13 protein-coding genes and 1 tRNA gene are annotated in these 12447 nt (G+C 60.7%); 9 read left to right on the top strand and 5 right to left on the bottom strand.

What is annotated here, in order from left to right:
• Positions 1-5 precede the first annotated feature (5 nt).
• Positions 6-82 (bottom strand) — tRNA-Met (locus tag F6X62_RS09925).
• Between the two features lie 245 nt (positions 83-327).
• Between F6X62_RS09925 and dinB the strand changes: the two genes are divergently transcribed.
• Positions 328-1386, top strand: a complete 1059-nt coding sequence (gene dinB, locus F6X62_RS09920; protein ID WP_177339373.1) for a DNA polymerase IV — start codon at positions 328-330, stop codon at positions 1384-1386.
• Positions 1387-1416: 30 nt separating this feature from the next.
• Here dinB and F6X62_RS09915 read toward each other — a convergent pair whose 3' ends face one another.
• From F6X62_RS09915 to F6X62_RS09905, 3 genes are all read right to left on the bottom strand, one after another.
• Positions 1417-2370 carry a hypothetical protein gene (locus tag F6X62_RS09915; RefSeq protein ID WP_054891010.1) on the bottom strand — a complete coding sequence of 318 codons (954 nt, stop codon included), beginning with the start codon at positions 2368-2370 and terminating at the stop codon, positions 1417-1419.
• Between the two features lie 20 nt (positions 2371-2390).
• Positions 2391-4106, bottom strand: coding sequence for a proline--tRNA ligase (locus tag F6X62_RS09910; protein WP_153773383.1), 1716 nt, complete (start codon positions 4104-4106; stop codon positions 2391-2393).
• Positions 4107-4265: 159 nt separating this feature from the next.
• Entirely contained in the window at positions 4266-5558 is a 1293-nt protein-coding gene (locus F6X62_RS09905) for an OprD family porin (protein WP_153773382.1), read from the bottom strand.
• Positions 5559-6302: 744 nt separating this feature from the next.
• Between F6X62_RS09905 and F6X62_RS09900 the strand changes: the two genes are divergently transcribed.
• Entirely contained in the window at positions 6303-6722 is a 420-nt protein-coding gene (locus tag F6X62_RS09900; protein ID WP_153773381.1) for an HIT domain-containing protein, read from the top strand.
• 3 nt (positions 6723-6725) lie between these two features.
• Positions 6726-6932 carry a SlyX family protein gene (locus F6X62_RS09895; RefSeq protein ID WP_054891006.1) on the top strand — a complete coding sequence of 69 codons (207 nt, stop codon included), beginning with the start codon at positions 6726-6728 and terminating at the stop codon, positions 6930-6932.
• A gap of 18 nt (positions 6933-6950) precedes the next feature.
• On the opposite strand, the gene F6X62_RS25505 is transcribed toward F6X62_RS09895, so the two are convergent.
• Positions 6951-7544, bottom strand: a complete 594-nt coding sequence (locus F6X62_RS25505; protein ID WP_054891005.1) for a cold shock domain-containing protein — start codon at positions 7542-7544, stop codon at positions 6951-6953.
• Between the two features lie 281 nt (positions 7545-7825).
• Between F6X62_RS25505 and F6X62_RS09885 the strand changes: the two genes are divergently transcribed.
• The 6 genes from F6X62_RS09885 to ruvC all read left to right on the top strand — a co-directional run bounded on the left by F6X62_RS09885 (position 7826) and on the right by ruvC (position 12422).
• Entirely contained in the window at positions 7826-8299 is a 474-nt protein-coding gene (locus tag F6X62_RS09885; RefSeq protein WP_023381917.1) for a Dps family protein, read from the top strand.
• Between the two features lie 179 nt (positions 8300-8478).
• Positions 8479-8796 (top strand): ribbon-helix-helix domain-containing protein, encoded by a 318-nt coding sequence (locus tag F6X62_RS09880; RefSeq protein ID WP_153773380.1) that lies wholly within the window; start codon positions 8479-8481, stop codon positions 8794-8796.
• 92 nt (positions 8797-8888) lie between these two features.
• Positions 8889-9107: an FmdB family zinc ribbon protein gene (locus F6X62_RS09875; protein ID WP_153773379.1), complete on the top strand. Its 219-nt coding sequence runs from the start codon at positions 8889-8891 to the stop codon at positions 9105-9107.
• Between the two features lie 94 nt (positions 9108-9201).
• A complete protein-coding gene (gene aspS / locus F6X62_RS09870; protein WP_054891002.1) occupies positions 9202-10977 on the top strand; it encodes an aspartate--tRNA ligase in 1776 nt (591 codons plus the stop codon).
• A 109-nt stretch (positions 10978-11086) separates the two neighbouring features.
• Positions 11087-11833 carry a YebC/PmpR family DNA-binding transcriptional regulator gene (locus tag F6X62_RS09865; RefSeq protein ID WP_054891001.1) on the top strand — a complete coding sequence of 249 codons (747 nt, stop codon included), beginning with the start codon at positions 11087-11089 and terminating at the stop codon, positions 11831-11833.
• A 64-nt stretch (positions 11834-11897) separates the two neighbouring features.
• Positions 11898-12422 (top strand): crossover junction endodeoxyribonuclease RuvC, encoded by a 525-nt coding sequence (gene ruvC / locus F6X62_RS09860; protein WP_054891000.1) that lies wholly within the window; start codon positions 11898-11900, stop codon positions 12420-12422.
• The last annotated feature ends 25 nt before the right edge of the window (positions 12423-12447 follow it).

Raw genomic sequence — 12447 nt, 5'->3', positions numbered from 1 at the left:
GAATCTGGTTGCGGGAGCCGGATTTGAACCGACGACCTTCGGGTTATGAGCCCGACGAGCTACCAGGCTGCTCCATCCCGCGCCTGTGGAATCGAATTCTACGGAAATCCTTCCGTGAGTCAAGCTATTTTTCAAAAAACCCTTTTTTGTTCAATCCCTTAGCCTGTTGCACAGGCCAGGAGCTGAGCCATGACGCGGGTTGTAGCGGGTTTTGCGAGGGGGCAGTCATACCGATCATCCTTGCCCCCGTCGGGTGGGGCTGACGAATGCCGAGGCACGTGCTGTAATATCTGTATGAATTTACAGTGCTGACGGTCAGTCATGTCCCTGCGCAAGATCATCCACATCGATTGTGACTGTTTCTACGCCGCCATCGAGATGCGTGACGACCCCCGCCTGGCGGGTCGGCCCATGGCTGTGGGCGGTCAGCCGGGGCAGCGTGGGGTGATCGCTACCTGTAACTACGAGGCAAGGGCCTATGGTGTGCGTTCGGCGATGTCGTCGGGGCATGCCATGAAGTTGTGCCCGGACCTGCTGATCGTCAAGCCGCGTTTCGAGGCCTACCGTGAGGCCTCGCGGGAAATCCATGCGATATTTCGTGACTATACCGATCTGATCGAGCCCCTGTCGCTGGATGAGGCGTATCTGGATGTCAGCGACAGCCAGTGGTTTTCCGGCAGTGCCACGCGGATTGCCGAGGACATCCGTCGGCGCGTTTCCCAGACCTTGCACATCACGGTGTCCGCTGGCGTTGCACCGAACAAGTTCCTGGCCAAGATCGCCAGCGATTGGCGCAAACCCAATGGTTTGTTCGTGATCAGGCCCGATCAGGTCGATGAGTTCGTTGCCGCACTGCCGGTGGCACGCCTGCACGGGGTGGGCAAGGTGACTGCAGACAAGCTTTCAAGACTTGGTATCGATACCTGTCAGTCATTGCGCGAATGGTCGCGCCTGAGCCTGGTGCGCGAGTTCGGCAGTTTCGGTGAGCGGTTGTGGGGGCTTGCCCATGGCATCGACGAACGGGTCGTACAGAACGACAGCCGGCGCCAGTCGGTCAGCGTCGAAAACACCTACGACAACGATCTCCCTGACTTGGCCAGTTGCCTGGAAAAAATCCCGGATCTGCTCGACAGCCTGAACGGGCGGATTGCGCGGATGGACAGCAGCTACAAGCCAGACAAGCCTTTCGTCAAGGTCAAGTTCCATGATTTCAGCCAGACCACCCTGGAACAGGCGGGGGCAGGGCGGGACCTTGAAAGCTATCGGCAATTGCTCAGCCAGGCCTTCGCTCGGGGTGGCAAGCCGGTGAGGTTGCTGGGGGTGGGGGTAAGGTTGCGGGATCTGCGTGGTGCGCATGAGCAGTTGGAGCTGTTTCCTGCTCAATAAAAGAAAGGGGCGCATGGCGCCCCGTTCTTTTTACCGCTCTCCAGGGTCGGCGACCAATCTGCCGGTTTCCTTGGTCAGCGTCTTGAGGAATTCCTGCTGCAACTCCGGATCGTTGCGTGTCAGCTCGATCAGGCTCTGTTCCAGTTCGCTGGCTTCCTCTTCCAGGCCCAGTTCCGAGAGACGTTTGACCCGGTGTACCCACTGGCCAACGTCATCGTCCTCGAGGTCGTCGAAGATCAGCTCATGAGCCTCCAGCAGCTTGTTGCGCAGCGTACCGCTGACCAACAGGCTGGCGTCGCCGCGGATGCCGTTGTCTTCATCGATCGCCGCCAGGTGCAGGGTGCCGATATGGTTGAGGTTCTGCTCCGAGAATGGGCTGTCGAGCAGGTTCAGGCGTAGCACGCCATGCTTGTCGGTGGTCAGCTCGTGGGTCATCTTGCCAGCCTTGACCTCGACCAGGCGCTCGTTCCACGGCAGGCTGGTGAACTCCTCGCGCTTGTCCTTCTGGATTTCGCTGATGCCTGCGAGGTTCTGCTGTGCGCGACCGTTGGACTGCACGTTCATGAACGGATTGAGCCCGGCCAGGCCGTAGCTCAGCCAGTCGTGGGTCATGCTCTGCGGCAGGCTGTCGAAGGTGATCACGTTGACCACGTTGGCGCCTATGCCCGCGACCACCGCCACCGCACCCAGTGGGATCTCGTAGATCTCCCGCCAGGGCTGGTAGGGCGTGTAGCGGTCATAGCGCCGCGTGACTTCGAACTCGGTGACCTCGAAGCGTCGCTGTTCATTGATGCGAACACGCCGTTGCGGAAGCTCCATCACCTTGGGCTCGCCGACGTCGATCTGCAGACTGTGCTCGAGCAGCTTGCGCTCGACACGTTCCTCATGCTCGCTGCGCTGGGACATCTGGTTGGCGCAGCCGCTGAGGAACAGGGCGCCGCAGAGCGCGGCGCCCCCCAGGGTAAAGGTACTTCGCTTGGACATGTTCACTCGTGCATTGGTGGTCAGCGGCGGATGCGGGCCTGCAGGAAGGTCAGCACTTCGTTGAGCGGCAGCGGCTGGGCATCCTGTTCGGTGCGGTGCTTGTACTCCAGGTTGCCGTCGGCCAGACCGCGATCGCTGACGACGACGCGGTGCGGGATGCCGATCAGTTCCATGTCGGCGAACTTGATGCCGGGGCTGGTCTTCTTGTCACGGTCGTCCAGCAGCACTTCGTAGCCTGCGGCAGTCAGCTCGGCGTAGAGCTTGTCGGTTGCCTCGCGCACGGCGTCGGTCTCGTAGCGCAATGGCACGAGGGCGATCTGGAAGGGCGCCAGGGCATCGTTCCAGATGATGCCCTTGTCGTCATGGTTCTGCTCGATGGCGGCGGCGACCACGCGGGACACGCCGATACCGTAGCAACCCATCGACAGCACCACTGGCTTGCCGTTCTCGCCCAGTACCTGGCACTTGAGCGCCTCGCTGTACTTGGTGCCGAGCTGGAAGATGTGGCCCACTTCGATGCCGCGCTTGATGACCAGGGTGCCTTGGCCGTCGGGGCTCGGATCACCGGCGACGACGTTGCGCAGGTCCGCGACCTGTGGCACTGGCAGGTCACGCTCCCAGTTCACGCCGAAGTAGTGCTTGTCGTCGATGTTGGCGCCGATGCCGAAGTCGCTCATCAGGGCGACCGAGCGGTCGATGATGCATTCCAGCGGCAGGTTCAGCGGGCCGAGCGAGCCGGCACCGGCACCGATGGCTGCGCGCAGCTCGGCGTCGCTGGCCATGACCAGCGGGTCGGCAACCTGCTCCAGCTTGGTGGCCTTGATTTCATTCAACTCGTGGTCGCCACGTACGATCAGGGCGACCAGCTTGCCTTCCTCGGCGCCGCGCACGATCAGGGTCTTGACGGTCTTCTCGATCGCCAGGCCGTGGTTCTCGACCAGTTCGGCGATGGTCTTGGCGTTTGGCGTGTCGACCAGGCGCAGTTCTTCGGTCGGCGCTGGGCGCACGGTTTCCCGTGGAATCGCTTCGGCCTTCTCGATGTTGGCGGCGTAGTCGGAGGTGTCGCTGAAGATCACGTCGTCTTCGCCGGAAGAGGCCAGGACGTGGAATTCGTGAGAGTAGCTGCCACCGATAGAGCCGGTGTCGGCCTGCACCGGACGGAAGTCCAGACCCAGGCGGGTAAAGACGTTGGAGTACGCCTGGTGCATGCGGTCGTAGGTTTCCTGCAGGGAAGCCTGGTCGGCATGGAAGGAGTAGGCGTCCTTCATGATGAATTCGCGGCCGCGCATCAGGCCGAAGCGCGGACGGATCTCGTCACGGAACTTGGTCTGGATCTGGTACATGTTCAGCGGCAGCTGTTTATAGCTGGACAGCTCGTTGCGTGCCAGGTCTGTGATCACTTCTTCGTGAGTCGGGCCGACGCAGAAATCACGGTCATGGCGGTCTTTCAGGCGCAGCAGCTCGGGGCCGTATTGTTCCCAGCGCCCGGATTCCTGCCACAACTCTGCGGGCTGGATGCTTGGCATCAGCACTTCAAGGGCACCGGCGGCGTTCATTTCTTCGCGCACCACGTTCTCGACCTTGCGCATGACCCGCAGGCCCATCGGCAGCCAGGTGTACAGGCCGGAGGCCAGCTTGCGGATCATGCCGGCGCGCAGCATCAGCTGGTGGCTGATGACAACGGCGTCTGCCGGGGTTTCTTTCTGAGTGGCGAGCAAATATTGACTGGTGCGCATGGGAAGCCGTGTCGATTGCCTGAATGTTTGAAATGACCCCGCATTGTACGGGGGCGAGACGAAAGCGTACAGGATGCCCCAGGGCGCTTGGCTTGTCAGCCAAGAAAAAGCCCGGCAGATGCCGGGCTTCTTCAGGTGCGGGGCATTGCAAGCCGGGGCTTACAGGATGCTCAGCGGGTACTCGACGATCAGACGCAGTTCGTCGATCGAGCCGGAGCCGTAGTAGACGCCGTCGCTGGAGCGGTAGGTTGCCTGGCGTACGCGGAAGCTCAGGTCTTTCGCTGGACCTTCCTGCAGGACGTACTTGACGTCGATATCGCGTTCCCACTCTTTGCCGTCGTTGGTGGTGGCGGTATTGGCGCCGGTACCGCGGGCATAACGAGTCATGAAGGTCAGGCCAGGAACACCGAACTCGGCGAAGTTCAGGTCGTAGCGAGCCTGCCAGGATTTCTCGTCCTCGGCGTTGAAGTCCGAGCGAGCGATGGAGTTGGCGAGGAATACAGTGCCGCCACCGTCCACGCCGTAACCATAGTCGCCATCGCCGGTCACGCGCTGGAAGGCCAGGGTGAAGGTGTGGGCGCCAAAGGTGTAGGCGCCGGAAAGGCTGAACGCGCGGTTGTCGAGTTTGGTTTCCTCGTCTTTGGCTGCGCGCTGGATGCCTTGACCATCGCTCTTGGTGTCATAGATGTTGAAGTCGAATACCAGCCCTTGTTTGTCGGACAGCGGGATCGACCAGTTCACGTTGCCGTAGTACTTGCGCCAGTAGTCTTCGACTTTCGAGTAGTACAGGCTGGTGGTTAGACCATCGGTAATGGTGTAGGTACCACCAAATACGTTTGCCGATTTAAGGCCAAGGCTGTCGTGATTGGTTTCGGCCTGGGCGTTGAGCGCAGTGAAACGACCGGCGTGAAGAGTCAGGCCTTTGATTTCGTTGCTGGTGATGAGCGCGCCTTCAGCGGTTTCCGGCAGCAGGCGGCTGTCGTCGGTTGCCAGTACTGGCAGAGCAGTGAATTGCTGGCCAACTTTCAGTACGGTGTCGGAAACGCGGAATTTAACCGCAGCGCCACCCTTGGAGTAGTCGTCCTGCGAGCGGAAGTCAGAGCCAGTGGGGAAGAGGCCGGTCTGGGAGTAGCCGCGACCACTATCCAGCTTGATGCCCAGCAGGCCGATGGCATCGACGCCAACGCCGACGGTGCCCTGAGTGAAGCCCGACTCGAAGGTTCCAATGAAGCCCTGGCCCCATTCGCGCTGATCGTGGCGAATACGGTTGGCGCGGTTGCCGACGGTTTCCTTGTTGCGGTAGTCGCGGCTGAAATACAGGTTCCGCATTTTGACGTTCAGGCTGCTGTCTTCGATGAAACCCTTGGACTCATCTTGCGAAGAGGCGAGGGCCATCTGGGAAGTCCCCGCTGCAACAGCCAGGGCGATCATGCTCCACTTCATCACGCGCATCGTGATTTGCTCCTTTGGTTTTAGGAAGAGTACCGCTGCGCCCAAGTGTTTTAGTTATATGGGGCAGCTCTTTCTTTTTATGTCGGCGAAAATGTATATCACGCTGACTGTACTTGGCGACATGAAAAACGGAACCTTTCGGTAAGTTTACGGTCGTGTCGCTTTTGGCTATTTCCATGTCGCAAATCACGTCCCGCTAAAGGCGGGTCGTACACCCCAGCGCTGCTTCGAAGTCCGTCACGATTCCGTAAAGAATGGCTGCGTACTCGAAGCTCCCTGGTGAATCCCTTGTCGCTGTTGTTATTTGTCGCGTTCACCGGCTAATGCAGGTGCCGTGCCGACTTGGCGTAAAAAGAATGCAACAAGCGTGCACAAAAACGATCAGTGTTGATGAATTTTTCACAAATGCCCGCAAAGCGTCCTGAAACCTCCGGAAACACTGGTTCAGGCGCTTTGAGGGTATAGCGCGATGTTGATTATCGTTTGCAAAATAAAGCTGGCTTGAAAGTCAAGGTGTTACCGCTGACTGTTGATGCTGAGTAGTTTGTACCAGGCTGGTATGACAGGTGTATTTTTCGTTGCTTCATTTTGGTGCGAAAAGTAGCGCAGTGTTACCGCTTTTGGCGCGTACGTCTCGGTCGGGGGCGGACAAGTGAGTGGGTCGTGTCGTGGGCTCTGCAAGCAAGGTATCCTTGCGCTCCACCCGCGTTCGAGTCGGGTCGTGTCATTCGATGGAGGTTTGCCGTGTTTGTCCTGGATTCGCGTCTGCAGCAGGATTCCCTGGTGCTGGGGGATTTCCCGTTGTCCCGTCTTTTGCTGAGCAAGGATGCCAACTACCCCTGGTTCATCCTGGTGCCGCGCCGTGCTGATGTCAGCGAGCTGTTCCAGCTGGATCTGGCCGACCAGCAACAACTATTGAAGGAAACCACTTTGCTTGCCGAGGCGCTCAAGGGCGAATTCCTGGCTGACAAGATGAATGTCGCCACGCTGGGCAATGTCGTCAGTCAGTTACACATGCACGTGGTGGTGCGTCATCGCGGCGATGCGGCGTGGCCTGCGCCGGTGTGGGGCAAGGTGCCCGCGCTCGACTACGCGCCCGAGCAGGTCGTTGCAATTCGTCAGCGCCTGCGCGGGTTGGCGCTTGAAGGTTTCGAGGAGGCCTGAGCCATGTCACTGGAAGCGAGAATCGTCGAGCTGGAGATGCGCCAGGCGTTTCAGGATGACACCCTTCAGGCGCTCAGCGACGAAGTGGCCGGGCAGAACCGGCTGATCGAGCGTCTGCAGTTGCAGATCGCCGAGCTGATCAAGCGTCATGAAGAGATGGTCGGCCAGTACGAGGCCGGAGGGGAGGAGCCTCCACCGCCTCATTATTGAGGTGATGGAGGCGGGTGGTCAGCGGCGTGAAACCGCGACCACGTCTTCGGCCTGCAGGCCTTTGTCGCGATGCATTACCGAGAACTCCACGCGCTGGCCTTCGACCAGGACGCGATGGCCTTCGCCGCGGATGGCGCGAAAGTGCACGAAGATGTCATCGCCGGAGTCGCGGGAGATGAATCCGAAGCCTTTCGAGGTATTGAACCACTTCACGGTGCCGGTATCGCGCTTGCTGGCATCTTGCGGGCCTGCCTGGCTGGCGCGTGACTTGCGGCTGCTGCGGGCGAAGCCGGCGGCCAGGTGCAGGGCGGCTGCCAGTGCCGCGCAGAGCAGCGCCGACAAGCTGCCGAGCTCGGGGCGGGCAAGGACGGTGATGGTTTGCAGGATCACCGCCAGCACCAGGAGTGCGCTGGCCAGGTGTTGCAGTTGCTGGCGGGCGCCGCGGTAGTAAAGCGGTACAACCGGTGCCAGGACCAGGTTGAGCAGGCCCAGGAGTACCAGGTAAACCGCTTCGGGTTGTTGCAGGAAGGGTGTGGCGTCGGTTTTGAGGCTGGGTATGAACGACAGCAGCAAAGCCGCAACGCCCGTCACCAGATGGACGATCTTGAACATTGGGTTGGCTCACATATTTGGATAAGGCCGATCACAGGAAGAGCTGGCAGCACGGTGCGCATGAGGTATGGAGCGCGATCACGGGACTGTTCAGCCTATGCACCCGGCAATAACAGTCCGCACGGGTGGCACCCTGCCTATTTAACAGCAAAGCCAGGGGGTTCTCAAACCGCAGGGGGGGTCAGGCGATGTGTTGCCTTGTGTCACATGCAGCCGTCTGCAACTCTTGGTACAGTGTTTTCGCCCGCTTGATCGTCAAGCCTTATGGAAAGGGGAGATTCATGGCAATCGATATCGGTATCAGCGAAGAAGATCGCAAGTCCATCGTCGAAGGGTTGTCCCGCCTGCTGTCGGACACCTATGTGCTGTATCTGAAAACCCACAACTTCCACTGGAACGTTACCGGTCCGTCGTTCCGAACCCTGCACCTGATGTTCGAAGAGCAGTACAACGAACTGGCCCTGGCAGTCGACTCGATCGCCGAACGCATTCGCGCGCTGGGATTCCCGGCGCCGGGTTCCTATGCATTCTATGCGCGCCATTCCTCGATCAAGGAGGAAGAGGGAGTGCCCGCTGCCGATGAAATGATCCGCCAGCTGGTCCAGGGGCAAGAGGCGGTGGTGCGCACGGCGCGCAGCATCTTCCCGGTGGTGGACAAGGTCAGTGACGAGCCGACGGCCGACCTGCTCACCCAGCGCATGCAGGTGCACGAAAAAACCGCCTGGATGCTGCGAGTGCTGCTCGACGGCAAATAACGATGCGCCGGCCTATGGCCAGGCTGGTCCATCAAGCCCGGTGTCGCCTTGCGATCCCGGGCTTTTTTATTATGGGGAAACCCTTGCTGCTGCTCTGTGATGCCGGAACGGCGCTTCATTGAAGCACCCTCGACCTTGTTGTGCGGGGTATGAAGTGATCGCAATCAAGGAGCAGAACCATGGCGCAAGCAAGCAGGCACGGCGGTTGGCCAGGCAAGGATTGTCAGGATCCGTTCAGGGGTGATTTCGACATGTTGCAGGTCGTACCGGTCTCGCGGTCTGTAAGGCTCAATGGTTTTGCCACGTGCCTTCGGCTCGAGGCGGTCTACTGGCGTATTCTGGAGCGTATCGCCGAGGCCAATCGCTGTTCGGTGAGCGCTGTGCTGTCCTACGTCGATCGAGAGGTGCACCTGCGGCAGGGCGGTGTGCGTAATTTCAGTGGGCTGATTCGCGTCATCTGTGTGGCCTGGTTACTTGATCCGCCGAGTACACACTGATCGCCGGGCGGGCTGCACAGCACTCCTTAACCATATATAATCCCGCTTTTTGCTGCCCCGGCAGCCAGCGTTGTGGTTGACGAGAGACTTCCATGCCCCTTTATGACTATCAATGTGCTTCCTGCGACCACCGCATGGAGGTGTTGCAGAAAATCAGCGCCGCGCCATTGACCGATTGTCCGGCATGCCAGGCGTCGGCCCTGAAGAAATTGCTGTCGGTACCCGGCTTTCGCCTGAGTGGCAATGGCTGGTACGAGACCGACTTCAAGACCGGGGCGAAGAAGAACCTGGCCGGCGACAAGGCCGACTGAGTTGAATTGCAGCGACAGGGTCTTGCACTATTAGCCCTCAGGGCGGACAAGACCTCCACCGAATACACGAATCACGAGAAGCGAAACCACGATCATGATGCGCAGCCATTATTGCGGCCAACTGAACGAGAGCCTGGACGGCCAGGAAGTCACCCTTTGCGGCTGGGTCCATCGGCGTCGCGACCACGGCGGGGTGATCTTCCTCGATATCCGTGACCGCGAAGGCATGGCCCAGGTCGTGTTCGATCCGGATCGCGCCGAAACCTTCGCCGCCGCCGACCGCGTGCGCAGCGAATACGTGGTGCAGATCACCGGCAAGGTGCGCAAGCGCCCTGACGGCGCGGTGAACGCGAACATGGCCTCCGGCGCCATCGAGATCCTCGGTTACCAGCTGAACGTGCTCAACGAAGCCGAGACCCCGCCATTCCCGTTGAACGAATACTCCGACGTCGGCGAAGAAACCCGCCTGCGCTATCGTTTCATCGACCTGCGTCGCCCGGAAATGGCCGACAAGCTGCGCCTGCGTTCGCGCATCACCAGCAGCATTCGCCGCTTCCTCGACGAGAACGGCTTCCTCGACGTCGAAACGCCGATCCTGACCCGTGCCACTCCGGAAGGCGCGCGCGACTACCTGGTGCCCAGCCGCACCCACGCAGGCAGCTTCTTCGCCCTGCCGCAGTCGCCCCAGCTGTTCAAGCAACTGCTGATGGTGGCCGGCTTCGACCGCTACTACCAGATTGCCAAGTGCTTCCGCGATGAAGACCTGCGCGCCGACCGCCAGCCGGAATTCACCCAGATCGACATCGAGACCAGCTTCCTCGACGAGTCCGAGATCATGGGCCTCACCGAGAGCATGATCCGCAAGCTGTTCAAGGAAGTGCTCGACCTCGAGTTCGGCGACTTCCCACACATGACCTTCGAAGAAGCCATGCGTCGTTATGGCTCCGACAAGCCGGACCTGCGCATCCCGCTGGAACTGGTCGATGTTGCCGATCAGCTCAAGGACGTCGACTTCAAGGTCTTTGCAGGTCCTGCCAACGATCCGAAGTGCCGTGTCACTGCCCTGCGCCTGCCGGGCGGCGCTGCCATGCCGCGCAGCAAGATCGACGAGTACACCAAGTTCGTCGGCATCTACGGTGCCAAGGGCCTGGCGTACATCAAGGTCAACGAGCGCGCCAAGGGCGTCGAGGGCCTGCAGTCGCCGATCGTCAAGAACATCCCTGAGGCCAACCTCAACGTGATCCTCGATCGCGTCGGCGCGGTCGATGGCGACATCGTGTTCTTCGGGGCCGACAAGTTCAAGGTCGTCAGCGAGGCCCTGGGCGCGCTGCGTATCAAGCTGGGTCACGACTTCAACCTGCTCACCTGCGAGTGGGCACCGATGTGGGTCGTCGACTTCCCGATGTTCGAAGAGAACGAGGACGGCAGCTTCACCGCGCTGCACCACCCGTTCACCGCACCCAAGTGCACCCCTGAAGAGCTGGAGGCCAACCCGGCCACCGCCTTGTCGCGTGCCTACGACATGGTGCTCAACGGCACCGAGCTGGGTGGCGGTTCTATCCGTATCCACCGTAAAGAGATGCAGCAGGCAGTCTTCCGTCTGCTGGGTATCGAGGCGGCGGAACAGGAAGAGAAATTCGGCTTCCTGCTCGACGCCCTGAAGTTCGGCGCCCCGCCACATGGTGGTCTGGCCTTCGGCCTGGATCGTCTGGTCATGCTGATGACCGGCGCCCAGTCGATCCGCGAAGTGATCGCGTTCCCGAAAACCCAGAGCGCTGCGTGCGTCATGACTCAGGCTCCGGGCCTGGTCGATGCCAAGGCTCTGCGCGAGCTGCACATCCGTCTGCGTGAGCAGACCAAGGTCGAGTAACCGACCGCAGGCGCCCCGAAGTCGGGGCGCTTCGCGCTTGCGCGCAGGATTTTCCGCGTTCCGCCCTTCGGGGCGGAACCTGTTTCTGTTTCAAGGATTTGGAGTCGTTATGGCCGGTCATTCCAAGTGGGCGAATATCAAGCACCGCAAAGAACGCCAGGATGCCAAGAGAGGCAAGATCTTCACCAAGTGGATCCGCGAACTGACCGTCGCTGCCAAGCAGGGTGGTGGTGATCCGGCCTCCAATCCCCGGCTGCGGTTGGCGCTGGACAAGGCGCTGGGTGCCAACATGAGCCGCGACATCATCGATCGTGCGGTGGCGCGTGGGGCTGGCACCAACGAAAGCGACAACGTCGAAGAGCTCAGCTACGAGGGTTACGGCCCCGGTGGCGTGGCGATCATGGTCGAGGCCATGACCGACAACCGCAACCGCACTGCAGCAGCCGTGCGTCATGCCTTCACCAAGTGTGGCGGCAACCTCGGTACCGATGGCTCGGTGGCTTATCTGTTCGAGCGCAAGGGGCAGATCAGCTTTGCACCGGGCGTCGAGGAAGATGCGCTGATCGAGGCGGCCATGGAAGCCGATGCCGATGATGTGGTCGGCAATGACGATGGCTCCTTCGACGTCTTCACCTCCTTCAACAGCTTCTACGCTGTGCGCAATGCGCTGGAAGAGGCGGGCTTCAAGGCTGCCGACGCGGAAATCGTCATGCAGCCGACCACCAGCGCCGAGCTGGATCAGGACGGCGCGGAGAAGGTGCTCAAGCTGATCGATATGCTCGAGGACCTGGACGACGTGCAGAACGTCTACTCCAATGCGCAGATCTCCGACGAGATCATGGAAAAACTCGGCTAAGGTTTTCCTTGGTCTTCGAGGCCTCTTCGCGGGTCAGTGAAATGTGTAAAGAACCGCAGGCTTTATGACGCTGATTCTTGGTATCGACCCCGGTTCGCGAATCACCGGTTATGGTGTGGTACGCCACACGCCGCGGGGGTGCGAGTACGTGGCCTCCGGTTGCATCCGCACCGGTGGTGGCGAGTTGCATGAGCGACTGCAGATCGTGTTTCGCGGCGTCAGCGAGGTGATTCGCCTGCATGGCCCCGTCACCATGGGCATCGAGCGGGTGTTCATGGCACGCAATGCCGACTCGGCGCTCAAGCTTGGCCAGGCCCGCGGTGCAGCCATCGTCGCTGCCGCCGAGGCGGGCCTGGAGATCGCCGAATACACCGCCAGCCAGGTCAAGCAGTCGGTGGCCGGTACGGGCGGGGCGAACAAGGATCAGGTCATGCTGATGGTCATGCACCTGCTCAAGCTGACGCAGAAGCCGCAGATCGACGCCTCCGACGCCTTGGCCATCGCCCTGTGCCACGCCCATACACGCTCCAGCCTGGTGCCCCACGGCCTGGCCACCGCACGCCGGCGCGGTGGGCGCTTGCGTCTGTAACAGCTTCATGCCCTGATACACATTT

This window comes from Pseudomonas sp. MNR3A (assembly GCF_009650575.1).
Lineage (GTDB): Bacteria > Pseudomonadota > Gammaproteobacteria > Pseudomonadales > Pseudomonadaceae > Aquipseudomonas > Aquipseudomonas machongensis.
This window is presented reverse-complemented; position numbering and strand designations above follow the sequence as displayed.